Genomic DNA, 23,137 nt, shown 5'->3' with positions numbered 1-23,137 from the left:
CGCAGGACTCCAGGAAGGGACCCAGGATGCGCATTGCCGTCGGCCAAATGGACTCGGGGCACGACGTCGATGCCAACCTGGCCTCCATCGAGGCCCTCGCGGCGCGGGCCTCGCGGGACGGGGCCCGGCTGCTGGTCCTTCCGGAGTACGCGACGTATGAGAAGAAGGCGGTCGACGCCTCCTTCGTCGAGGCTGCCGAGGCCCTGGACGGGCGGGTGTGCACCGAGCTGGGGCGGATCGCCGCCGCGCATGCGGTGGCCCTGGTCGCCGGGGTCATCGAAACGGGCACGCAGCCAGGCCGGGCCTTCAACACGTTGGTCGCCTTCACCGACACCGGCGAGCTCCGCGCGTCCTACCGGAAGATCCACCTCTTCGACGCCCAGGGCCATGCCGAATCGGATCACATCCAGCCCGCTCCGACTCCCAGCCCGGTGGTGTTCGAGCTCGACGGCCTGCGCTTCGGGCTGCAGACCTGCTACGACCTGCGCTTCCCCGAGCACTCCCGTGCCCTGGCCGATGCCGGAGCCGATGTCCTGCTGGTCTGTGCTTCCTGGGTCCCCGGACCCGGCAAGACCCGCCAATGGGAGGTGCTCACGGCGGCCCGGGCCATCGAGACCTGCAGTTTTGCCATCGGGGGCTGCCAGGCGGCGCCGGTTTCGGTGGGGCACAGCTCTGTCATCGACCCCTTCGGCTCCGTGGTGGGGAGCCTCGGCACCGGCCCGGAACTGCTCCTCGTGGACATCGACCCGGACCAAGTGGCGCTGGCCCGCCGGAGTTTCCCCGTCGCCACCCAGCGCCGGCTCTGACCCCGGAGCCATTCTGTCCCCCTGCGGCGCTAGTCTCGTGGTGGCGCATCAGTGGATTCGCCATCACCCGCATCGTTCCCTTGGAGCCCTCATGTCGCACGACCCGGCCGTACCCGCCCCTGCCCACTCGCAGTCCGCAGCAAATCCTTTCGGCCAAGTTCCCGTCCCCGCACGGGGTACCGCGGCGAAAAGGCTCCCACGCTTCGAACCCGACACCTTCCGCGCCGTGGTGTGGCTGATCGTTGCAGTCACGGCAGTGATCGTTTGGTTCGCTGCCCCCAGCGGTGAGGACGCTGAGAACTGGGTCTCCCAGGTCTCAGCTGCCGATGCCCGGAAGACCATCAACGACGCGTCAGCGGAGGGCGCGCCGCAGCAACAGGTAGTTAATGGCTGGTACGTCGCCGATGTGCTTCCGATCCTCTCCGATCAGAATTCCGCCCTGCACAGTACATTGACGGTGGGACGCATCCCGTCCTTGATGCTGGTGTTTGGCCTCGGCTACTGCGTAGATGTGGTGGGCAGTTCATTCGGACGCGCCAGGCTCCGTCGACGCCAATCGGGAACGCCGGCCGAGGGACTTCAGTCCTGATCCTTCGTGTAGTGGGCGACCAGCTCGCGCTTGAGGATCTTTCCGCTGGGTCCGACCGGGAATTCGCTGACGATCCGCACCACGCGGGGGAACTTGTAGGCTGCCAACCCGTCGGCGGCGTAATCGCGAATCGCCTCCGGTGTGACCTGGCTGTCGGGTACGAGGGTCACTGCCGCGACGACTTCCTGGCCGTGCATCTCATCGTCGATGCCGAAGACTGCGACGTTGGAGATCTCCGCGTGCTTCATCAGGTACTCCTCGACCTCACGGGGGTACACGTTGTAGCCGTTGCGCACGATCATGTCCTTCTTGCGGTCCATGATCCGCAGGTACCCGTCCTGATCCTTGGTGCCCAGGTCCCCTGTGCGGAACCACCCGTCGACCACCGCTTCGGCGGTCGCCTCGGGGCGGTTCAGGTAACCGGCGAAGAGGTTGTGTCCGCGGACCACGAGCTCGCCGAGTTCCCCGCGCGGCAGCAGTTCGATGGCGTCGAAGACCTCGGGGCGAGCGATTTCGACGTCGACGCCCCAGACGGGGGTCCCGACCGTGCCGGGCACCGGCGGACGGCCAACGTGGTTGAACGACGCCACCGGGGAGGTCTCCGTCAGGCCATACCCCTCGTAGATGGTCGAGCCGAAGTTCTCCTCGAAGGCTTCCAAGGCGGCCAGGGGCAGCGAAGCCCCACCGGAGACCGCATAGCGCAACGCCGTCGGCTTCTCCGGCCGGTCGCGGAAGGCCTGCAGCAGCGCGAGGTACATGGTCGGCACCCCGCAGAAGATCTCGATCTTCTCGTCGATCACCATGTCCAGGGCCGCGGTCGGCGTGAACTTGGGCAGCAGGAGGATCTCGGCTCCGGCACGCAGTCCAGCGTTCAGGACGACGGTCTGGCCGAAGGTATGGAACAGCGGAAGGCCGCCGAAGATCCGGTCGCCCTCACGGAAATCAAAGGTGCTGGTCAACAGGACGTTGACCTGCTCGAGCAGGGCAAAGTGGCAACCCAGCGCACCCTTGGGCTTGCCGGTGGTGCCCGAGGTGTAGAGGATCGTGGCGATGTCATCCGGGCGCATGGGCAAGTAGGTGTCGATCGGTTCCGCGGCGGCGGCACGGTCCTCGAGCCGCGGATGTTCCGCTCCCTCGGGAGCCAGCACTGTCAGGACATCGACCCCGGCAGCCTCGGCAGCCAGCGCACCCTGCTCCAGCAACGGGGCGGCGCACACCAGCAGTCCTGCCTCGGCGTCGCGCAGGATGTATTCGATCTCGTGGCGCTTGAGCAGCGCGTGGATCGGGACGACCGTCCCGCCCAAGGCCAGCACCGCGTAGTAGGTGCGGGCAAAGTCGGTGACATTCGGGATCAACACGGCAACCCTCGAGCCCTGCTCCACGCCGGCATCGCGCAGCGCCCCCGCATAGGCACGCGTCTGGTCCCAGAGATCGGCGTAGCTGACCGATTCGCCTCCCAGGGTCACTGCCGGACGATCGGCGAAGCGGTGGGCGGATTCTGCCAGGATGGCAGCAACTGACATGGTGGCGAACATCGCCGCTCCTCTGATCAGGGTGGTCTGTGTCACATCAGTGTGTAATGAAACTGGGGTTCAAGTCAAGAAACTCAGTTCCAGATTCCGGAGGGAATGGCCCTGCGAGGGTATGAGTTCATCGGTGATGACGTCACCTCGCCCGGGCCCGTCATTTCAGTTCTGGGGGTTTGCTGCTTCGCCGTTCTCGCCAGCTCGACGGCGGGACAAGCCTCCGGAAACCAGGCCGACAACGCCTCCGCGAACGACTCCTACGGCAACTGAAGGGCATCCAGCCCCGCCAGGTAGGTGTCGGCGTCGAAATCCCCGACCAGCGTGGACTGGACGATGAACCCCTGGCACAGCCCGAGCATGACCGAACCATACTGACGGGCCCGCACCTCGGGCTCCGGAACACCCTCCGCCTCCGGGCGGGTCAACCAGGCCAGCGCGTAATCCTCGAACATCGACCGCAGCCCGACGGCCGCCGATTCCGCAGCCACCCGCAATCCCGGGTCAGTCGTGGACTCCGCCCAGATCTGGACGATCAACCCGAGGTCCCCCAGGCCCCTGGTCACCCCGCTGATGAAACGGGTCATGATCTCCCGCGGCGGGGGCACCCTGCCGTCGTCGTGCAGCTGGTCCATGATGGACAGCTGGTCTTCGAGCACTTCGCGCACGGCCCGGGCAATGAGCTCGTCCTTGTTCTTGAAGTTCCCGTAGATGGCCCCGGCGGAGAGGCCGGATTCGGCAATGATGTCAGCCATGGACGTGGCCTGGAATCCCTTGCGCGCAAAGCACCGCAGGGCCGCCTGGCTAATTTCCAGTCGGCGGGCCCGGCGGTAGTCGTCAGTGACCTTCGGCATGTCCACCTCGAAAAAGAATGATCGTTCTTGACAGCATTTCCCTCAACGCCCACTATAGAGAACGTTCATTCTTTTTACTAGCGAGGACCTCTCATGTCCAACACCAGCGTCCAGACGCCCCACACCAAGTGGCCGCGCGTCTTCGTGCTCGCCTTCGCCGCCGCCGCCATCGTGGGGATCATCCTGCTGGCCTTCACCTGGCCGGGCTTGAACGCGTCGCCCAAGAACATCCCGGTGGCCATCTCCGGGCCCGACGCCCAGGTCCAGCAGGTGACCCAGGCGCTGGAGCAGAACACCGACGGAGTCTTCGAGATCACCACCGTCGGCAGCCGCGATGAGGCCGTGGACCGCATCCAGACGCGCGACGCCTACGGAGCCATCATCCTGGGCGCGAAGCCCGAGGTCCTCGACGGAGGAGCCAACGGCGCCGCCATCACGCAGATCCTCCAGGGCGTCAGCCAGCAGCTCCAGGGCCAGCTCTCGAAGGCCGCGGGGGCCGCCCACCAGCCGACACCACAGGTGGCCTTCTCCGACATCGTGCCGCTGGTCCAGGCCGACGCGAACGGGTCAGGCCTCGCCCTGGCCTCGTTCCCGCTGGCCATGGGCGGGATGCTCGGCGGCATCCTGGTCTCCCTGGTGGTCGTCGGCAACCGGCGCCGCATCACCGCCCTGGTGGTCTACGCCCTGGTGGGCGGCGTGGTCATCACCGTGTTCATGCAGGGCATGTACGGGGTCCTGCAGGGCAACGCACTGCTCAACGTGCTGGCCTCCGGGCTGGCACTGTTGGGGACCAGCTCGCTGATCGTGGGGCTCAATGCACTGATCGGCACACCGGGCATCCCGGTGGGCGCGGTCCTGACCATGTTGGTGGCGAATCCGATTTCGGGTGCCAACGTCCCGCCGCAGTTCCTGCCGGGCCCCTCGGGCGTCATCGGGCAATGGTTTGTCCCGGGCGCCTCGACCAGCCTGCTGAAGGACATCTCCTACTTCCCCGACGCCAACGCCACCTTCTCCTGGCTGGTGCTGGCGGGCTGGGCGCTGCTGGGCGTGGTCTTCACCCTCGCCGGACATTTCCGCAACCAGGAAGTCGTCCACGTCGCGGGGTCCACGGATGCCGACGTGGCCGCCGGGGAAGCCGGCAGGCACGCCAAGCCGCTGGCCGCGGACGCAGAAGCCGTCGCCGGCCGTGAGGCAGCCACCGGGGCGGGGACGACGGCGAAACACCTCGCCTAGGGATCACACGCCCCAAGTTGCATCCGGCAACCACCACAGCGTAGGAATGGCCCATGGAACAAACCCCGTATTTCGTCACCCGCCAGCGCCTGGTTGCTGCCCCGCCCGCCGCGGTGTTCGACCTGTTGGCCGACCCGGCACAGCACGCGCTCATCGACGGATCGGGGACCGTGAAGGCCTCACGCGACGCGGCTCCCCAGCGGCTCGCCCTGGGATCCGAGTTCGGGATGGACATGCGACTGGGCGTTCCATACCGGATCCAGAACACCGTCGTGGAGTTCGAGGAGGACCGCCAGATCGCGTGGCGCCACTTCAATGGCCACCGCTGGCGCTATGAGCTGGCGGAAGCGCCCGGCGGGACACTGGTCAGCGAGACCTGGGACGCCTCACGCATCAAACACCAGTGGATCCTGCGGCTGATGGGCTTCACCCGCAGCACACCGGGCAACATCGAACGCACGTTGGACCGCCTGGCCGCGCACTTCCAAGGCTCCCACTAGCCGCGGCCAAGCCGCCGCCTACTTGGCCGCGGTCGAAGCCCCGATCGCCCAGACCCGGGGCAACGCGGTCCCGTTCACCGACAGGTCCCCCACCAGGCGGGCCTTGAAGACGTACGGGTTGTGGTTCGAGGCAGTCCGCGCGTTGCGCCAGTGCCGGTCCAGGTTCTTCGTGGTGGACGTCGCCGAGGCGGCCAGGGCGTCGAAGGCGTGTGAAATCGCGTTGACCGACAGCGGGGTCAGCGCCACTTGGGCCTCCGCCGAGGCCAGTTCGGCGGCGTCGTTCACCTGCTCCTCCTGGTCGCCGGTGATCTCCCCGGCCCGCAGCTGGAGCGCCGCGTCGTGGGCGTCCTGCAGGGCAGCGGCCACCTTGTCGACGATCGCCTCGCCGGCGAACCCGGCGGCGGCCAGTTCGCCCACGACCTGCAGGATCTGCGGATCCTCGCGCCACACCGGCGCCGCTGCGTGGCTGAAGGTCCGGGTCCGGGCGCGGACCTCGTCGGAGAACTCGCGCTGGGCCGCCCGGATGCTGCCGGCCTGCACCACCAGCAGCACTGTCTGGTAGAACGCCGTCTGGTATTTGAACCGGGTCTCGAAGTCGATGAGGTTTTCCTCCGTCACCACGGCGTCGGTGAACGTGGAGGATCCGGAGCCGGTGGTCTGCTGGCCGAAGCCATCCCAGTCATCGCCGTGCCGCACCCCGGGCTGGTGGGCGTCGACGGCGGCGATGACGCGGGTGGAGGTGTCGGTGCGTTCGGCGTAGACGTCGATCCAGTCGGCGAAGATGCTGCCGGTGGAGTAGAACTTGGTCCCGTTCACCCGGAACTTCCCCGGTCCCAGATCCGGGGCGGGGACGACCTTGGTCTGCACCTGTCCGACCTCCACGGCACCGATTTCGGTCCACGAGTTGCCGACGAGTTCCCCACGCACGAACCGATCCAGCCAGACATCCCGCCCCGGACCGGGCTCGGCGAGGATGCGGTCCTCGACGAAGGCGAAGTGGGCGCGCAGGGCCTGGGCGATGTTCGAGTCGGCGGCGGCCAGCTCGGTCAGCAGTGCGAAGAGTTGTGGCAGGGAGGCGCCGAGGCCGCCGTGTTCGGCGGGCACACGCAATGCGCCGAAGCCGGCGTCGGCCAGCTCGCGGATCTGGGCGGCGGGCAGCTCGTGGTCCTTTTCCCGTTGGGAGGCACCCGCGGCGATGCGCCCGAAGATGGGGCGGAAGCGGGCGGCCAGCTCCGGGTAGGACGCGGTGGTGGGTTCGGCGGTCTGCTGGGTCATGGTTGCTCCTGGCGTTGGTTCGTGGCTCCTGCTGCCGAAACTAGCCTCCGTCAGGGCGCGTCGGGGCACCGTGACGGCGCATGACGGCCGGTGACCGGAGATGACGTGGGGACACCCCGGAAACTGCTGGTGCCGCCGTCGTACTGTGACTTTTCGACGTCACCCAGGGACACAATCGGTCGCGGGACGTCCATCCCGGTCATCTGCTGTTGCGCAGCCGCCCCGGTTCCTAGCGTGGGGTGCACCGATGACGAACCGGGCGCACGACGCCCTCGACGAAGGGACCACCCATGACCACTACGCTTACCGAGGCACTGGCCACCTCGCCCTGGACCGGCCAGCCGACGCCGGCCACGCCGGCCGCCTGGATCGCCCGGGCCGAGGAGGTCGCCGCGATCCTGGCCGTCGATGCGTTGGAGCGCGACCGGGCCGGGGCCAAACCCGACGCCGAGGTCCAGCTGCTCAAGGACTCCGGCCTCACCCTGCTGCTGGCACCCGCAGAACACGGCGGCGGCGGGCAGGAGTGGACGACGGCGCTGCGCAGCATCCGCGCGGTCTCCGCCGGGGACGCGTCGATCGGGCAGCTGCTGGGCTACCACCTGCTCTGGGCCTGGGCCGTGCGCCTGGTCGGCACCGACGGACAGATTGCCGCCGTCGAGGAGCTCTACACGACGGCGAACCTGTTCTTCGGCGGGGCGGTGAACCCACGCGACAACGATCTGGCGGTCCAGGACCGGGGCGACACCCTGGTGTTCACCGGCCGCAAGTCCTTCAGCACCGGGGCCCGGGTGGCCGACCTGGTGGTCCTCGAAGGGGCGTTGCCGACCGGGGAGCACGTGTTCGCGATCGTCCCCACGGCGCAGGAGGGCATCGTGTTCGCCGGCGACTGGGACAACCTGGGCCAGCGGCTCTCCGAATCCGGGGGCGTGACGATCACCGATGTGGAGATCAGTTGGGCGGAGGCCGCAGGCTTTGTGGACAAGGAATTCCAGCCGCTGGTCTACAACACGTTGAACGTGCCGCTGATCCAGCAGATCTTCACCGCCATCTACCTGGGCATCGCCGAGGGGGCGCTGGCCACTGCCGGGACCTACACGCGGGAGCGGACGCGCGCCTGGCCCTACACGTCGGACCCGAAGGAATCGGCCACCCAGGACCCCTACATCCTGGCCGCCTACGGTGAACTGCGTTCGCGTCTGTGGGCCGGGCAGGCGCTGGCGGAGGCGGTGGATGCCGAGCTCTCGGCCCTGCTGCACGCCCCGCGCGGGGAGGTGACCGCCGAGGCGCGCGGGCAGGTGGCCGTGCGGATTGCCGCCGCCAAGCAGGTAGCCAACGACGTGGCGTTGGAGACGACCAACCGGATCTTCGAGCTCACCGGGGCGCGCGCCACCTCGAACGCCGTGGGCCTGGACCTCTACTGGCGGAACATCCGCACGCACTCGCTGCATGATCCGGTGGCGCACAAGCGCCGCGAGGTCGGCGAATACGAGCTCATCGGCCGGCTGCCCGAACCGTCCTGGTACACCTGAGCCGGCGATCCGCGCTCAGGCGGCGTCGCGGGGCATGAACATGATGACCGCGACGCCGACCAGGCAGATCATCGCCCCGACCACATCCCAGCGGTCGGGGCGGAAGCCGTCGATGGCCATCCCCCAGGCCAGCGATCCGGCGACGAACACTCCCCCGTAGGCCGCCAGGATGCGCCCGAAGTTGGCCTCCGGCTGCAGGGTGGCGACGAACCCGTAGGCGCCCAGCGCCATGACGCCCAGTCCAGCCAGCCACCAGGCCTTGTCCTCCCGCACGGTCTGCCAGATCAGCCACGCCCCGCCGATCTCCGCGACCGCTGCGAGGACGAAGAGGACGACCGACTTGGTGATGTTCATGGTCCCAGTCTTCTCTACTCGTCCGCCGGCAGCTACCGCATTCCGGCATCCGGCGGCAGACTGGGACCAGGGAACCCGAAAGGACCATCATGACCATCCTCGTCACCGGGGCCACCGGGCAACTCGGCGCCCCGACGCTCTCCGCCCTCCGCGCCGCAGGCCAGGACGCCTCCGGTTCCTCCAGCACCGGCCGCCAGGGGCTGCGCCCCGCCGATCTGTTCACCGGCCAGGGGCTGGACGAGGCGTTGCGCGGGGTCGACACGATCGTGCACTGTGCGCAGACCGGTGGCGGGAAGGACCTGCGGCTGGCCCGCAACCTCACGGCCGCGGCCCAACGCGCCGGCGTGGGGCACCTGGTGCTGATCTCGATCGTCGGGATCGAGGACATCCCCCTGCCGTACTACGACCAGCGACTTCAGATCGAGAAGATCGCCGGGGCCTCCGGGGTACCGCTGACCATCCAGCGTGCCACGCAATTCCACCCGCTGATCGACCAGCTCTTCTCCGCCCAGCGCCGCCTGCCCGTGGTCTTCGCGCCGGCGGCCAGGTTCCAGACGATCGCCGTGCCCGAGGTGGCGCAGCGGCTGGCCGAACTGGCCGCCGGCGACCCGCAGGGCCGCGTGGATGACATCGGCGGCCCCGAGCAGCTCGACGTCGGTGAGCTGTACCGGCAGTGGCGCGCGGCCCGGGGCGGGCGACGCCCCGCGGTCCGGATCCGCTTGCCGTTCCTGCGGGCGTTCAAGGGGCTCGACGCCGGTGCCAACCTGGTGCCCGGGGAGCCCTATGGACGCCAGAAGTTCACCGAGTACCTGCGGGCGCGGGCGACCCCGTGAGCGGCTACCGGCAGGTGGCCGGGCTCGGCAGTTCCTTCGCCGCCGGGCCAGGCATCGACCCCGTGGTCGACGCCGCGGCCCGCCAATCTGGCAGGAACTACGCGCACCTGCTGGCCGGGGACCTCGGGGCGCGCATCACCGATCTGAGCGTTTCCGGGGCCACGACGGCCACCATCCTGGAGCGCCGCCAACGGGTGGGACTGCGCTCGTTCCCGCCCCAGCTGGGCCTGCTGCCGCCGGACGCCGACCTCATCACCGTCACTGCAGGTGGCAACGATCTGCACTACGTGGGTTCGCTGCTCCGGTGTGCGGTGACCGGGTCGCTGCGCGGCAACCGGTGGATCGGCCCGGTCGCCCGCCGCTTCCCCGCACCCCGGGTCCCCCGGCCCTCCGCGACCGAGGTGCGGCAGGCCGCGGACGGGCTGTCCCGCGTCGTCGAGGCGGCCCGGCACCGGGCACCGGGAGCCCGAGTGGTCCTGGTGGACTACCTGACCCTGTTGGGCGAGGACACCGAACCGGGACGGGATGTCCCGTTCGACCGGGCCACCGTGGAACAGATCCGGGCCATCGGCGCTGAGGTGGCACGGGCGTTCGAGACCGCCGCGGCGTCCACGGGCGCGGGCCTGGTGCGGGCCTCGACGCTCAGCGTGTCCCACGGCGTGGGGGCCGCGGAGCCGTGGGTGAACTCCCTGGGTCCGCGGCCCAGCGCGTTGGCTTCCTCGTTCCACCCCAATGCGGCGGGAATGCGTGCCGTCGCCGACGCCGTCCTCGCCACCGTCGCAGGCTGAGGCTCCCCCGCCCACACCGCTACCGCCGGTCTCAGTCGTGCAGGATGAGCTGGAACATCTCATGGTCCTGCCACCGGCCGGCAATGCGCACGTAGCGCGGGGCAAACCCGATGTGCTCGAAGCCGAGCTGGTGCAGGACACGTTGGGACCTCTGGTTCCCCGGCAAGGTCTGGGCCTCGAGCCGGTGCAGCCCCAGCACGGTGCGGGCTAGCTCGATGACCGCCTTCAGGGTGCTGGTCATGATGCCCCGGCCCTGGTACTGCTCGTCGATCCAATACCCCACGGCGGCGCTTTCGAAGGCCCCGTGGGTGATGCCTGACAGGGTCGCCTGGCCGATCACCGCATCCGCGTCGAACAACGCCAACGGCAACGACCGCCCCGCTTCCCGGTCCTGCATCTGCTGGCCCAGCAGGGCTTGCTGGCCGGCCTCGGTGTAGAACGACTCGGGGCGGACCGGCTCCCACGGCTGCAGGTAGTCCCGGTTCCGGCGGTGGGCATCGGCCACCGCCGCCGCGTCTTCTGGCGTGGTCGGTCGCAGGACAAACCCATCGGCAAGCTGGATGGCAGGGATCACGAAACCGATGCTACCGGGTGACCGCTGCTACTGGGCCGTCCCACCGATGCACTGCAGAGCACGACGCCGGGACCCGGCTGGCGTGCTCCGGGACGGTTCCTAGAATTCGACCTTCTGGGACTGGCCGATATCCGGCTGTTCGTCCGATCCGCGGGCCTTGATCTTCTCGATGACCGCGGTGAGCGGTCCGGCCTTTGTCTCCCAGTATTGGGCGGATTCGACCTCGACCCGCAGCAGGGCGACTTCCGGTGAGTCGATGCCATGGGGGAACCAGGCATCCATGGCGGAGGTCCAATGCTCCTCGAGTTTGATCCGGTCCTCCACGATGTGTCCGCTGCCCGAAATGGAGACCCAGGTATTTTTGGTCTCGAAGGCAACGTTGACCTCCGCGGCCTTCTGGATCTGGGAAGCCTGCGGGGATTCCTTGGAAAAGACGAACCAGAGGTCGCCCAAGAAGTCGGTATCCTGCGTGGTCATCGGACGGCTGATCAGCTTGCCGTCCGTCGACACGGTGGTCAGCATCGCAGTGTCGGCTTCTCGGAGCAGCGTCGCGAGCCGGATCATCGGATCGTTCTCAGTCATGCGATCACCCTTTCCTGGGGTGTGGGTCCTCGGGCACCGGACGGTGCACGGCCCACGCTACGTCCCCCGAGCGTCCACGTCACGGGTTCGAGGGTGGGACGCAGCAGTTCAGCCGACGTCGACGGTGACGACGGCGCCGCCCTCCGCGCCCGGACGCGCCACCCGGGAGACGCAGACACACATCTGCGAGGCCGCATCCTGTTGCCGTTTGCTGTAGAAGACATCGCGGTGGTCCACGGTGCCGTCCAGGTCGAGGATCTTGACCTGGCACAGGCCGCACTCGCCCTTGCGGCAGTCGAACATCATCTCCACTCCGACCTCTTCGAGCGCCTCGAGCATGGAGCTGCCAGCCCCGACAGTTGTCTCGACGCCCAGGCGGGGAATCCGTACGGTGAACTCCTCCGGGTCGTACCAGCCGGAGTTCCCGAAGGTCTCATAGCGCAAGTTGGGAGCGTCGAGCCCGGCATCGATCCAGCCGCGCCGGACGGCGTCCATGAGGCGGATGGGCCCGCACATGTACAGTTCGGTTCCAGCTTCCAGCGAGGAGAGGAGGTCCGGTACCTTCAACGCCGTCCCCTCGGCATCGACCTGGACGGAGATCCGGTCGCCGTGTTCGGCCTCGAGATCGGCGAGATAGGCCATCGCATCCCGGCTGCGGCCGGCGTAGACCAGCCGGTAGTCGGCCTGGATGGACTTCAGCACCCGGGCCATGTGGGCGATCGCCGTGATGCCGATCCCTCCGGCGAGCAGGACGTAGCGGGGAGCCCCGACGCGCAAAGGGAAGTTCTGCAGGGGCCGGGTGATCCGCAGCCGGGCGCCCGGCTGCAGGGTGTGCATATGGACGGAGCCACCGCGCGAGGCCGGTGCGCGGAAGACGCTGATGGCCAGCCGACGCCCGCCGTCAACGGAGTCGACGATGGAGTACGAACGGGTAGCCGGTTCCCCCTGGATCGGAACAATGAGGTCCAGATGGGAGCCGGGTGCTGCATGGACCGGGAACTCGGGTTCGATCACGATCCGACGGATGTTCTCGGCGACGTCGCCGGCCTCGACGACGACGGCGTCCTGCCACACTGCTGTGCTGTTCACTGCCATGGTGTTCCCCGTCCTACTTCTGGGCGATGGCGGCCGGGCGGCCTTCGGCGTCGAGCATCTTCTCCAGGATCCTGCGGACCCACATGCCCCCGGCGTCGATGTTCAGGCTGTAGAACTGGTGGTCCGGGTTGGCGTCAATGGCCTCCTGCTGGGCCTTGAGCATGGTCTCGTCCTCGCCGAAGACCCCGTGGACGCCGTCGCGCAGTTGGGTGGTGATCAGCTGGCTCTCCAGCCGGTAGTTGCGCATGAATGCCCAGAAGTAGTGCGATGTCCTGTCGGTTTCCGGGGTGATGGTGTTCATGACGTAGCCGTTGACGCCCTGGCTGCGGTCCCCCTCGTGGGCTCCGGTGCCGGCCTGGGCCACGCCCACGTCGATACGGATGGTTCCGGGTGCCTCGAAGTGGATGATTTGCCAGCGGTCGACCTTGCCGGTGAAGCCGGGGAACTTGTCGCGCATGTTCTTCAGCCAGAAGGGCGGGGCGTCGATATTGAACATCCAGCGCGAGACGGTGACCCGGTTGCCGTCATGGGTGGTCTCGAATTCGGAGTCGCTGAGCTCTTCCTGGCCGATCGAGGAGGCGTGGACGAACTCCTCATGGGTGAGGTCCATCAGGTTGTCCAGGATGAGCTGGTAGTTGCATGCGGCCTGGATGGTTTCGCCGTCGCCGGCCCATTCCCCGGAGTCCATCTGCGACATGTCCGGCACCAGGTCCGGGTCGGCCTGGGTTGGATCGCCCAACCAGACCCAGACGTAGCGGTAGCGCTCGACCACCGGGTAGGACGGCACGGTGGCGCTGGGGTTGATGGTCTCCTGGGCGGGCATGGAGATGCAGCGGCCCGCGGAGTTGTAGACGATGCCGTGGTACGGGCACTGGATGCCGTCGGCACCAATGGTCTTGCCCATCGACAGCGGGGCCAGCCGGTGCCAGCAGGCGTCGGCGAGCGCGGTGGGGCGTCCGTCCTCCGTGCGGAAGAGGGCCAGCGGCTGGTTGGCGATGCGCCGGGCCATCGGCTTGCGGGTCACCTCATGGTCCCAGGCGGCGACGTACCAGGCGTTGAGCGGGTAGTTGAAGACCTTGGCGGTGGTGGATCCTGCGGATTCCGCGGGTGGTCCCCCGGGAGCGGTGTGCGGTGCGGCGAAGGCGGTCATGGGTGGTCCCTTCATGAGTCCTCCGGAACGACGAGCACATCCGGGCGACTACCTATGTTGATAGTGGTGTGGCGTGGACCACAGACTAACTATGAACATAGATAGTTGGCAAGATCGGGTCCCCAGCGCGCGGGATCGTGACGGACAGCGGGCGCGCCGGGACACGCCCACTCAGGCGACGGTGACGGGGATGCGCCTGACCAGACGCTGGATGGCAGCGGCCACGACGTCCGGCCGTTCCAACGGCGGGGTATGACCGCAGCCTTCGAGCACGGTCAGCCGGGCTGCGGGGAACACCGTGGACCAGGCCCGCGCATCGTCGACGGATCGCTTGGCGTCCAGGGCGCCGTGCAGCACCTCAACCGGCAAATCCTCGAGCGCTTCGCACTCCAACAGGTCAGTGGCCGCCTGGTCGGCAAGGATGGCGGCGGTCTGGGCGCCGCCGATGCGCCGACCGTACTCGACCATCGTGTGGATCCACCCCTCCGGGCTGCCGGGCGGGACGTTCTTGCGAGCAAACCCGTCCCACAGGGCATCATCCATGGGGCCGGTCAGCCGCTCCAGCATTCCCTCGACGGCCCCATGACCGACCATGTTGGGCCCCGAATTGATCAGCACCAGCCCGGCCACGAGGTCCGGGCGGCTGAGCGCCGTCAGCGCAGCAATGGCACCGCCGGTCGAGTGGCCGACCAGGATCGTCGGACTCCCCGTGTTGAGCTGCGCGATCACGTGGGCAACCGTGGCGTCCAGCCCACACGGCCGGACGGCGTCCATCCAATCCAGCAACGTCGCGGTGGCACCGTCCGGCGTCGCCACGGCGTCGAAGCACGACGGCGGCATGAGGGTGCCGGGAATGAAGACCACCTCGGAACCGGATCCGACATCTCCTCCTCGTCCTGCCGCCGGAGGGAAGGCGCTAGGCATTCTTCCGCAGCACGTTCTTTTGCACCTTCCCCGTGGACGTCCGCGGCAGATCCTGCGAGAAGTGGATGGTCTTCGGGACCTTGAATCCTGCCAGGAGCGTGCGGGCATGCTGCTGCAGCGCTTCCGCGCTGACCGTCGACCCGCTGGCCCGGATGACATAGGCGACCGGGGTTTCGCCCCATTTTTCGTCCGGCACGCCGATCACCGCCACGTCGAGGACCTCCGGGTGGTCGGCCAATGCCTGTTCAACCTCGACGGTGGAGATGTTCTCGCCGCCGGAAATGATGATGTCCTTGGCCCGGTCCTTGAGCTGGATGTAGCCATCGGGATGCATGACCCCCAGGTCCCCGGTATGGAACCATCCGCCGGCAAATGCCGCAGCGGTGGCCTCGTCGTCGCGGTAGTAGCCGATCATGACATTGTTCCCTCGGAGGACGATTTCCCCCATGGTTTCGCCGTCGGCGGGCACATCTTGCATCTCGGTGTCCACGATGCGTGCCGATTCGGCCTGGACCATGCCCACGCCCTGCCGGGAGACTTTCTGGGCCCTGGCATCGACGTCCAATTCGTCCCACGCGTCCTGGTATTCACAGATGGTGTAGGGGCCGTAGACCTCCGTGAGGCCGTAGACGTGGACGACCTCGATGCCCAGCGCCTGGAGCTTGCGGATGATGGTCGGCGACGGAGGCGCACCTGCCGTGGTGATCTTGATGCCACGATCCAGGACGTGGGCCCGGGGAGCATCGGCGATGATGGAACAGACGGTCGGGGCCCCGCACAGATGCGTGACGTCCAGCTCGTCGATCGCCTGCCACACGGTGTCCTCGCGCACGGCGCGCAGGCACAGGTGGGTGCCCCCGGCGGCGGTGACCGCCCAGGGTGTGCACCAGCCGTTGCAATGGAACATCGGCAGGGTCCAGAGGTAGCGGGTGTGCGCATCAAAACCCTGGTGGAAGGCCTCCCCCATCGAGTTCAGGTAGCTGCCGCGATGCGAGTACAGCACCCCCTTGGGCTTTCCGGTGGTCCCCGAGGTGTAGTTGAGCGTGATGGGGGCGCGTTCGTCGGCGATGGCGTAGCCGAGATCCGGCCCCGTGCCGGTGGCGATGAATTCCCCGTACGTGGAATCCACGGCAACATCCGGCCGTGTCCCGGAGAACTCGGGGTCTTGGATCTCGATGAGCTCCTCCAGGGTGGGGATCGCGGTCCGCAGCTCGGCCGCGGCATCCAGGAGTGCGGAATCCACGAAGAGCAGCTTCGTGGCCGAGTGCTCCATGATGTACGCAAGCTCCCGGGCCGAAAGCCTGGTGTTCAGCGCGACCAGCACTCCTCCTGCCAACGGGACCGCATAGTGGGCGATGAGCATCTCCGGGATATTCGGGGCCAGCACCGCGACGCGATCGCCGGGGTCGATGCGCGCCGCCAGCGCCCGGGCCAGCTGCTGCACCTCGGCTCCAAACGCGGCGTAGTCGTAGGACCGCTTCCCGTGGACGATCGCTTCCTGGGAGGGATACACCTCGACCGAACGCTGCAGGAAGCGCAACGGTGTCAGTTCCGAGTGGTTGGCCAGTCCGTTCATGCTCATGGGGGATCCTCACGTGTTCCGGTATTCGTCGGTTTCCTGCCGCCCGCACCCTGGAACCTGTGACGGAGGCGACATTCACCGTCCAGACTAGAGGTTCCAGAACCCGGTTTCATGTTTTGGAATCGCCCGTCACCTGTAGGCCAGCCCGCGTTTCGGCGGAACGGCGTTGCCTGCCTGTCGTTCGCGTATCTCGGCAGACCATGATCCCCGGCAACGTCATACATGACCCCTGATCAACCGGTGGGGCCGCGGCGGCGATAGCATCGAACCCATGCCCGAGAGCCGCAGGACCCCAGCTCCGGGCCAACCCACCCCGTTCCCGCCACTGCTGCTGATCGCCCTGGGCCTGCTGACGATGGCCGGGCCCGTCGCGACCGACCTCTACCTGCCGGCCTTCCCGGCGATGGCCCGCGAGTTCGACGTCAGCGCCTCCACCATCCAGCTCACCCTGACCGGGTTCCTGCTGGGCATGGGCGCCGGCCAGTTGTTCTTCGGTCCGCTCTCGGACCGGTTCGGGCGCATCCGTCCGCTGCTGATCGGTTCATCGGTCTTCGTCCTCTCCTCCGTGGCCGTCGCGCTGGCGCCGACCATCGAACTGCTGATCGGCTCCAGGTTCCTGCAGGGACTCAGTGCGGCAGCCGGCGTCGTACTGGCCCGCGCCGTGGTCTCCGACCGTGCCGTGGGCGGGCAGGCGGCCCGGCTGTTCAGCATCATGATGACCATTTCCGGCGTGGCCCCGGCCCTGGCGCCGAATGTCGGCAGCCTGGTCTTCACGGCTGCCGGTTGGCGGGCGGTCCTGTGGGCGATCACCCTCATGGCGGCGCTGATGCTGCTCGGGGCGCTCTGGCAGGTCCGCGAGTCCCTGCCCGTTGAACGACGCCGCACCGGGCACCTGTTCGGCGGGTTGGGCGAGGCCATCAAGCACCGCCGGTTCGTGGGCTACATCGTGCTCTTCGGCGCCTCCTTCGGGATGCTGATGGGCTACATTTCGGCGTCCCCGTTCATCTACCAGGGCGTCCTGGGGCTCTCCCCCACCGTATTCGCGCTGCTCTTCGGGGCGAACGCGCTGGGCATGATGGCCTGCGGGCTCATCTCCGCCCGCATCGCCACGCACATCCCGCTGCGCCGCACCGTCACCGCAGCGGTCACCGCCCTGATCTGCACCGGCACCGCCTTCACGCTCTGCGCACTGCTCGGGGCACCCGGGTGGACGCTGGCGGCGCTGGTCTTCCTGACGACCTGCTCCATCGGCTTCGTCATGGGCAACACCACCTCGCTGGCACTGGCCGAGGTCAGGCACGTCTCCGGCAGCGGATCCGCCTGGCTCGGCGGCGCCCAGTTCACCCTCGGCGCCATCGTCTCCCCGCTCGGCGGATTGAGCGGCGGACACAGTGCCCTCCCGCTCGGGCTGGTGCTGCTGGGCTGCTCACTGCTGGCCGCCGGCGCCCTGTACTCCACCCGCGACCGCTTCCACCCCTTCGCCGCGACGGGAGCCCAAAGATGACGCGGGCCACCGGGCGTTCAGCGCTGCCGTGGGTGATCGCCGGGATCGTCATGGTCGCGTTGAGCCTGCGCGCCCCGATCATCGCCCCCACCGCGGTGATCGCCCAGATCCGCGAGGGCACCGGCCTTTCCGCGGCCGGCGCCGGCCTGCTGACCGGGCTGCCGGTGCTGCTTTTCGCGATCGCCACCCCGCTGGCCACCCGCATCATCCGCAGACATGGCCCCGAGACCACCGTTGCCCTGTGCCTGGCCGGCGTGCTGGCGGGCACGCTGATCCGCTCCTCCGGCCCGGCAGTGGTGGTGTTGGCCGGCACCGCGCTCATCGGGGCGGCCATGACGCTGGGCAACATCGCGGTGCCCGTGCTGATCCGCCGCGACGTGCCGTGGAACAAGGTCTCCGCGGTCACCGGCGCCTACTCGGCGACCATGAACGTCGGATCCATGGCCGTGCTGCTGGGGACAGCCCCGCTGGCGGATTTCGCCGGGTGGCGGTGGGCGATCGCCGCGTGGTCGATCATCACGGCGATCGGGTTGGGCTATTGGCTGGTACGACGCCGGAGCGCACCCGCCGCCGTCATCGCACCAACTCTCCCGGCTGGCTCCCCGGCCGCCGCCACGCCCCTCGCCCCGGAGCGCACCCCCGCGCAAAAGGCACACACCCGGCGGATCGTGGCCCTGCTCGTCTTCGCCTTCTGCGGCCAGTCGGCCGCCTACTACGCCACCACCGCGTGGCTGCCGCTGATGCTCAGCGAGACGCGTGGGCTCGCGCCGGCAGCCTCGGGGGCTTCGGCGTCCCTGTTCCAGGTGGCGGCGATCATCGGGGCGTTCGGGGTGCCGCTGGTTGCCGCGCGGTTCCGGCTGTGGGTCCCCGCCGCCATCCTGGCCGGATTGTGGATCATCCTGCCGGTGGGCCTGCTGGCGGCCCCGCAGGCGTTTGTCCTCTGGTCCATCATCGGGGGCGTCGCCCAGGGCGGCGGGTTCACCGCGATCTTCTCCGTCATCCCGCGGATCTCCCACAGCGATGGGGAGGCGGCCTTCGCCTCGGCACGCATCCAGGGCGGCGGCTACCTGGCCGCCACCGCGGCTCCCCCGGTGGCCGGCTGGCTGAACACCGCCACCGGCGGGTGGACGGCCCCGCTGCTGCTGGTGCTGGTCGCGACGTTGGCGTTCACCGTGGGCACCGTGTGTGCCACCCGGATGTCCGACCGGAACTGATCCGGCCGGGTTCAGTCCCCCAGCCAGCCGGGGCGCAGCGCGTTCACTGCCTGCCGGGCGGCGCGCCCGATGGCTGCGTCCACCACGGGAAGCGCTGGTTCGCTGCGTGCTGCCCGGGTGAACACCGCGACGGCGATCGGCGCCTCCCCCGGATGCTCCACCACGCCGACCTCGTGGCGCAGCCGGCCGATGGTGCCGGTCTTTCCCGCGACCATGACCCCGGGCTGCGCGAAGCCGGAGGCCAGCCGGTGGCGGAAGAGCTGCCGGGTCATCGTCGCCTGCAGGTCGGCCGTCTCCGCGGACGAGGCCAGCCGCCCCTCCCACAGTCCTGCCAGCAGCGCCACCATGTCCGCCGCCGTCGTGCTGGAGACAAACGCCGGATCGTGGGCCCCCACATCCAGTGACGTGTCCTCGCGCATCGCCGACAGCGCCTCCCCCAGGGTGGTGGTGCCGGTGGCCTCGAGCAGCCATTCGTGCATGCCGGCGGTGCCGAAGCGCACCCGCGTGCTCCGGCAGCCGGCGTCGTGCAGGACCGCGTCCACCGCGGGCAGGCCGACGCGGGCCAGCAGCAGGTCGGCCGCCGCGTTGTCGGAGACGGCCATCATCGAGACGGCCAGGTCCCGCAGGGACATCCGGGCCGGGTGGCGCAGCAGGCTGATCCCGCTCGCCCCGGCGGTGACGGTCCCCGGATCCACGTCCACGGTCCCGGTCGGATCCAGCCGTCCGGCATCGAACGCCCGGGCCAGCGCGATCGCCAACGGCAGCTTGTACACCGAGGCCATGGCCACCGGCTGGTGGGCACCGACCGACACGCACGACGACGGCTGCTGGCTCCCGGGACTGGCCACGGGGGCCGCGTGGAGCCACCCCTCGCATCCGGCGTCGGCGAAGGTGGCACGGATCGCGGCTTCCGCGCGCGCCGTGGCGGTGCTCCCGGGATCTCGGCCGTTCACAGCGTCCGCAGGGCCCGGCGCAGGGCGGTCTCGACGCGTTGGGCCCGGCCCCCCATCAGCGCCGCCGTCAGCGCCGCCACCAGCACCGCCATCCTCGGCCGCGCCGGGCCGGGACAGCACGGCGAACGAGAGCCGGACGCCCGGCAACGCCCGGGCCTCGATGCCGCGGGGCAGCCGTTGGCCCCGCAGGACCACCGCCACCGCCGCACCCGCTGCCACCAGCGCCAACCGCTCCGCGGGGCGCACCACCGCGCGGTAGCCGGGTTCCAGTCCCAGGCCGGCCAGCTGGTCGGCCAGCGCGTCGAACGCCGGGGGGTTGTCGGTGCGCGGCAGCGTCGAGCAGACCAGGAGGCCATCGCGCACCGCCTGGATGCCGCTGCCCGCCGGGAGCGCCAGCGCGGCGTCGATGCGCAACGGCTTCGAGGCCTCCAGCCCACCGGAGACCACCGGCCCGTCGACGATGCCGTGGTCCAGCGTCCCCTCGCGCAGGCCGGTGACGATGGACCGCGCCGGTTCGATGACGGGTTCGGCGGCCACCGGGTCACCGGGTCCGCGCAGCGTATGGAGCACCGTGGCGACGACGTCGTCGGGGACGGAGCGTGAGAAGCCCAGGCGCATCCGGCCCGGTGCGGCGGCCGCCTCGCGGGCCACCGAACGCAGCCGCCCGGCCTCGCTGGAGAGCAACCGGGCCCGCGGCAACAGCTCCCGGCCACCGGAGGTCAGGCGCACCCCGGCGGGAGTGCGGTCGAACAACCGCACGCCGAGGTCCTCCTCGAGCCGGCGGATGCTCTGCGATACCGGAGGCTGGGCGGTGCCCAGGGCCTCGGCCGCGACCCCGATGCCGCCGTGGTCCGCAGCGGCAATGAAGTATTCGAGCGAGCGCAGCAGGTTGATGCCTGCACCACGTTCCCCTGCCATGACGCCTCCCGTCTCGCCCCACCCCACGGTGCCATAGCGCCGGGCAATGCCCAAGCCCGGCAGATGGTGTTGGCGGCAGTACGCGCCCTGGTGTTCTGCTGGTCCCGACGGCGGCCACCCGGGCCGCCGCGCACGCTGGGAGGCACCATGGACACGTCAACGACCACCGGACCCGCACGCCGCAAGGTCCTCTGGGGGGCAGGTGGAACGCTGGCCGCCGCGCTGCTGGCCACGGGAACGACGGCGGGGCCCGCGGCTGCCGCCCCCGGCGCCGCCCCAGCCACCCCCGGTGCGGCACGGGCCCTGTCCCGACGGCTGAGGGCCCTTGAACGCGAATATGACGCCCGGCTCGGTCTCGCCTATCTGGAACCGGACCGGGGCATTGCCTTCGGCTATGGGCAGACGCACCGGTTCGCGATGTGCTCGACGTTCAAGGCGTATGCAGCCGCCGCGTTGCTTCAGGGGCGCGACGCCGGCCGCACCGACCTGCACTCACCCGTAGTGGTGGGAGCGGACGGGATCGTGGTCAACTCCCCGGAGTCCACGGAGTTCGCCGGGTACACCATGCCCCTGCGGTGGTGCTGCAAGGTCGCCCTGACGCATAGCGACAACACCGCAGGAAACGTCATGCTCAAGCATCTGGGCGGACCCGGCGCGGTGACCGGCTTCGCCCGCAGGATCGGCGATGCCCAGACGCGGCTGGACCGCTGGGAACCCGAGCTCAACAATGCGGTCCCCGGGGACCTGCGGGACACGAGCACCCCCCAGGGGCTGGCCACCGGGATGCGGGCGTTGTTGCTCGGCGGCGCGTTGTCCGTCCCGGCCCGGGCCGAGCTGGTCGTCTGGTTGGACGCCAATGTCACGGCGCCGCGGATCCGGGGCGGCCTGCCCGAGGGGTGGACCGCGGCGACGAAGACCGGCGCTGGCGACTTCGGCACGGTCAACGATGCGGGGCTGGTCCGCGGCCCCGGGAACCGGCAGGGAATCCTGGTGGTGATGAGCAACCGGGAGCACCGCGGCCGGGACGCAACCGGCAGCAATGCCGTCGTCGCCGCCGCGGCGCGGGCTGTGCTCTCCGCGCGGTGGGGGTAGGCCACCGCCTGACGGTCTATGCCTTCTTGCCGGCCAGCACCTTGGCTGCGGCGGTCCCGCGGGCGCCGGTGCACCGGGTCGTGTAGGAACCGCCGTAGCGCTTATCGGCGCCCATCCGGTAGGCCATGCAGTCGGCGAGCATCTCGACGCCGTTGCCCTTGCCGTAGATCTTGTCGAGCTTCTTCTCCCCGGCGTCGATCGAATCGCCGTAGACCTTGAACGTGCGGATGTGCGCGCATTCGTGCAGGGCGATGTACTGCATGATCTTGCCGGGGGTGAGCGTCCGAGCAAGCTCGATCTGCATGTTCGGGTACGTGGAGAAGCTGGTGTTCTGCCGCGGGTTGGAGGACAGGGTGATCACCTGGCGCGGGCAGTAGGACTTCATGTAGGTGTAGGCGGTCCGAACGGCGCCGCGGTAGTCGCGCGGGTTCATGTGGCGCACCGTGGTGACGCGCGAGGTCACCCCGCGTTCCGCCGTCGTCCCGGAGACCTGGTAGCGGTACTTGCGGGTCACCGTGGCGGTGGTCGATGGGGTCGTGAACTTCGCGAGGCCGTAGCCGGGACCGTCCGTGGTGCGGCGGGCGATGGTGGTCCACTTCGTGCCGCGCAACACCTGCAGCGAGATGGTGCGACGGCTGAACTGGCCGAAGACGACGACGGTGTCGCTGGTGCGCTCGCCGGCGGCAATCCGGCCGCCGATACGGGTGAACAGGCGGTTGTCGGCGGCGTTGGTCCACGCCTCGGTGGCCACCCGCCGATACGTGGAAGCCCGCGCGGGAGTGGTCGCGATGGTCTTGCCCCGGCGGATGATGGCGGCGCGGAAATTGGAGGCGCCTTCGCGCTGGAAACGATACTTGGCCCGCGTGCTGGTGGCCGGGCCGGCCAGGGTTTGGGTGGAAACGGTGGTCCACTTCGTGCCGGTCCTGCGTTGGAGCAGCACGCGGTCCCCGGTGCGGAGGCTGCCGCGGAGGGTGAAGTACTTGGTGATCTGGTGCCGCGGCGAGACCGAGGTCAGCGACAGTGCCGCGGTGCGTCCGGCAGCCGGCTGGACGGTCCCGATGGGCAGTCCGGCGGGTGCGGTGGCGACCGCTGTGCCGGTGCCCAGGGCCACGACCAGGCTTGCCGACAGCACTGCCAGCAAGGCGACGACAACGGGTGACCTGCGCACGGCGGCCCCTTCTCCCACGGAGCCTCGGCTCCCCCAATATGCACGGCGTCGGAGGCATTCCAGCCACCAACTGGCAGCAGCTTATGGCACCGGGGAG

At 69.2% G+C, this 23,137-nt stretch carries 23 protein-coding genes; 11 read left to right on the top strand and 12 right to left on the bottom strand.

Annotated elements, in window-relative coordinates; translation table 11 throughout:
• Nucleotides 1–26 precede the first annotated feature (26 nt).
• Nucleotides 27–806, top strand: a complete 780-nt coding sequence (locus tag ABD088_RS07825) for a carbon-nitrogen hydrolase family protein (protein ID WP_343901269.1) — start codon at nucleotides 27–29, stop codon at nucleotides 804–806.
• A gap of 91 nt (nucleotides 807–897) precedes the next feature.
• Nucleotides 898–1,395, top strand: a complete 498-nt coding sequence (locus tag ABD088_RS07820; RefSeq protein ID WP_343901268.1) for a hypothetical protein — start codon at nucleotides 898–900, stop codon at nucleotides 1,393–1,395.
• Here ABD088_RS07820 and ABD088_RS07815 read toward each other — a convergent pair.
• Entirely contained in the window at nucleotides 1,386–2,930 is a 1,545-nt protein-coding gene (locus ABD088_RS07815; protein ID WP_343901341.1) for a long-chain-fatty-acid--CoA ligase, read from the bottom strand. The two genes, ABD088_RS07820 and ABD088_RS07815, sit on opposite strands and share 10 nt — an antisense overlap.
• Before the next feature lie 93 nt (nucleotides 2,931–3,023).
• Here ABD088_RS07815 and ABD088_RS07810 point away from each other — a divergent pair, with 93 nt between their 5' ends.
• Nucleotides 3,024–3,191, top strand: coding sequence for a hypothetical protein (locus ABD088_RS07810; RefSeq protein ID WP_343901267.1), 168 nt, complete (start codon nucleotides 3,024–3,026; stop codon nucleotides 3,189–3,191).
• On the opposite strand, the gene ABD088_RS07805 is transcribed toward ABD088_RS07810, so the two are convergent.
• Nucleotides 3,179–3,772 carry a TetR/AcrR family transcriptional regulator gene (locus tag ABD088_RS07805; protein ID WP_343901265.1) on the bottom strand — a complete coding sequence of 198 codons (594 nt, stop codon included), beginning with the start codon at nucleotides 3,770–3,772 and terminating at the stop codon, nucleotides 3,179–3,181. The two genes, ABD088_RS07810 and ABD088_RS07805, sit on opposite strands and share 13 nt — an antisense overlap.
• A gap of 93 nt (nucleotides 3,773–3,865) precedes the next feature.
• Between ABD088_RS07805 and ABD088_RS07800 the strand changes: the two genes are divergently transcribed.
• Nucleotides 3,866–5,005: an ABC transporter permease gene (locus ABD088_RS07800; RefSeq protein ID WP_343901264.1), complete on the top strand. Its 1,140-nt coding sequence runs from the start codon at nucleotides 3,866–3,868 to the stop codon at nucleotides 5,003–5,005.
• Between the two features lie 53 nt (nucleotides 5,006–5,058).
• Nucleotides 5,059–5,505 carry an SRPBCC family protein gene (locus ABD088_RS07795; protein WP_343901263.1) on the top strand — a complete coding sequence of 149 codons (447 nt, stop codon included), beginning with the start codon at nucleotides 5,059–5,061 and terminating at the stop codon, nucleotides 5,503–5,505.
• 18 nt (nucleotides 5,506–5,523) lie between these two features.
• Here ABD088_RS07795 and ABD088_RS07790 read toward each other — a convergent pair whose 3' ends face one another.
• Nucleotides 5,524–6,780, bottom strand: coding sequence for an acyl-CoA dehydrogenase family protein (locus ABD088_RS07790; RefSeq protein ID WP_343901262.1), 1,257 nt, complete (start codon nucleotides 6,778–6,780; stop codon nucleotides 5,524–5,526).
• 290 nt (nucleotides 6,781–7,070) lie between these two features.
• Between ABD088_RS07790 and ABD088_RS07785 the strand changes: the two genes are divergently transcribed.
• Nucleotides 7,071–8,309 carry an acyl-CoA dehydrogenase family protein gene (locus ABD088_RS07785; protein ID WP_343901261.1) on the top strand — a complete coding sequence of 413 codons (1,239 nt, stop codon included), beginning with the start codon at nucleotides 7,071–7,073 and terminating at the stop codon, nucleotides 8,307–8,309.
• A 15-nt stretch (nucleotides 8,310–8,324) separates the two neighbouring features.
• On the opposite strand, the gene ABD088_RS07780 is transcribed toward ABD088_RS07785, so the two are convergent.
• Nucleotides 8,325–8,663, bottom strand: coding sequence for a YnfA family protein (locus tag ABD088_RS07780; protein WP_343901260.1), 339 nt, complete (start codon nucleotides 8,661–8,663; stop codon nucleotides 8,325–8,327).
• A gap of 89 nt (nucleotides 8,664–8,752) precedes the next feature.
• Between ABD088_RS07780 and ABD088_RS07775 the strand changes: the two genes are divergently transcribed.
• Together ABD088_RS07775 and ABD088_RS07770 are read left to right on the top strand one after the other, a co-directional pair.
• On the top strand, nucleotides 8,753–9,496 hold the full coding sequence (locus ABD088_RS07775) for an SDR family oxidoreductase (RefSeq protein ID WP_343901258.1): 744 nt from the start codon (nucleotides 8,753–8,755) through the stop codon (nucleotides 9,494–9,496).
• Nucleotides 9,493–10,284, top strand: coding sequence for an SGNH/GDSL hydrolase family protein (locus tag ABD088_RS07770; RefSeq protein ID WP_343901256.1), 792 nt, complete (start codon nucleotides 9,493–9,495; stop codon nucleotides 10,282–10,284). The genes ABD088_RS07775 and ABD088_RS07770 overlap by 4 nt, the downstream gene beginning before the upstream one ends.
• 31 nt (nucleotides 10,285–10,315) lie before the next feature.
• On the opposite strand, the gene ABD088_RS07765 is transcribed toward ABD088_RS07770, so the two are convergent.
• From ABD088_RS07765 to ABD088_RS07740, 6 genes are all read right to left on the bottom strand, one after another.
• Nucleotides 10,316–10,858 carry a GNAT family N-acetyltransferase gene (locus tag ABD088_RS07765; RefSeq protein ID WP_343901255.1) on the bottom strand — a complete coding sequence of 181 codons (543 nt, stop codon included), beginning with the start codon at nucleotides 10,856–10,858 and terminating at the stop codon, nucleotides 10,316–10,318.
• Between the two features lie 99 nt (nucleotides 10,859–10,957).
• On the bottom strand, nucleotides 10,958–11,440 hold the full coding sequence (locus ABD088_RS07760; protein ID WP_343901254.1) for a pyridoxamine 5'-phosphate oxidase family protein: 483 nt from the start codon (nucleotides 11,438–11,440) through the stop codon (nucleotides 10,958–10,960).
• Nucleotides 11,441–11,548: 108 nt separating this feature from the next.
• Nucleotides 11,549–12,535, bottom strand: a complete 987-nt coding sequence (locus ABD088_RS07755; RefSeq protein ID WP_343901252.1) for a PDR/VanB family oxidoreductase — start codon at nucleotides 12,533–12,535, stop codon at nucleotides 11,549–11,551.
• Between the two features lie 13 nt (nucleotides 12,536–12,548).
• Nucleotides 12,549–13,685 (bottom strand): aromatic ring-hydroxylating dioxygenase subunit alpha, encoded by a 1,137-nt coding sequence (locus ABD088_RS07750; RefSeq protein ID WP_343901250.1) that lies wholly within the window; start codon nucleotides 13,683–13,685, stop codon nucleotides 12,549–12,551.
• A gap of 171 nt (nucleotides 13,686–13,856) precedes the next feature.
• On the bottom strand, nucleotides 13,857–14,609 hold the full coding sequence (locus ABD088_RS07745) for an alpha/beta fold hydrolase (protein WP_343901249.1): 753 nt from the start codon (nucleotides 14,607–14,609) through the stop codon (nucleotides 13,857–13,859).
• Complete coding sequence (locus tag ABD088_RS07740; protein ID WP_343901247.1) at nucleotides 14,602–16,191, bottom strand: long-chain-fatty-acid--CoA ligase; 1,590 nt, start codon at nucleotides 16,189–16,191, stop codon at nucleotides 14,602–14,604. Before ABD088_RS07740 ends, ABD088_RS07745 begins: the two co-directional genes overlap by 8 nt.
• A 271-nt stretch (nucleotides 16,192–16,462) precedes the next feature.
• Between ABD088_RS07740 and ABD088_RS07735 the strand changes: the two genes are divergently transcribed.
• Together ABD088_RS07735 and ABD088_RS07730 are read left to right on the top strand one after the other, a co-directional pair.
• Nucleotides 16,463–17,695, top strand: a complete 1,233-nt coding sequence (locus ABD088_RS07735) for a multidrug effflux MFS transporter (RefSeq protein ID WP_343901246.1) — start codon at nucleotides 16,463–16,465, stop codon at nucleotides 17,693–17,695.
• Nucleotides 17,692–18,909 carry an MFS transporter gene (locus tag ABD088_RS07730; protein WP_343901244.1) on the top strand — a complete coding sequence of 406 codons (1,218 nt, stop codon included), beginning with the start codon at nucleotides 17,692–17,694 and terminating at the stop codon, nucleotides 18,907–18,909. The genes ABD088_RS07735 and ABD088_RS07730 overlap by 4 nt, the downstream gene beginning before the upstream one ends.
• Nucleotides 18,910–18,920: 11 nt before the next feature.
• On the opposite strand, the gene ABD088_RS07725 is transcribed toward ABD088_RS07730, so the two are convergent.
• Entirely contained in the window at nucleotides 18,921–20,780 is a 1,860-nt protein-coding gene (locus ABD088_RS07725) for a serine hydrolase (protein ID WP_343901242.1), read from the bottom strand.
• Nucleotides 20,781–20,927: 147 nt separating this feature from the next.
• Between ABD088_RS07725 and bla the strand changes: the two genes are divergently transcribed.
• Nucleotides 20,928–21,872 (top strand): class A beta-lactamase, encoded by a 945-nt coding sequence (gene bla / locus ABD088_RS07720; protein WP_343901241.1) that lies wholly within the window; start codon nucleotides 20,928–20,930, stop codon nucleotides 21,870–21,872.
• A 16-nt stretch (nucleotides 21,873–21,888) separates the two neighbouring features.
• Here bla and ABD088_RS07715 read toward each other — a convergent pair whose 3' ends face one another.
• Nucleotides 21,889–23,040 carry a hypothetical protein gene (locus ABD088_RS07715; RefSeq protein ID WP_343901240.1) on the bottom strand — a complete coding sequence of 384 codons (1,152 nt, stop codon included), beginning with the start codon at nucleotides 23,038–23,040 and terminating at the stop codon, nucleotides 21,889–21,891.
• Between the last annotated feature and the right edge of the window lie 97 nt (nucleotides 23,041–23,137).

This window comes from Arthrobacter rhombi (assembly GCF_039526245.1).
In the GTDB taxonomy this organism is placed as follows: Bacteria; Actinomycetota; Actinomycetes; order Actinomycetales; family Micrococcaceae; genus Arthrobacter_H; species Arthrobacter_H rhombi.
Note: the sequence above shows the minus strand (reverse complement) of the source record. Positions and strands in the feature narration are given on the sequence as shown.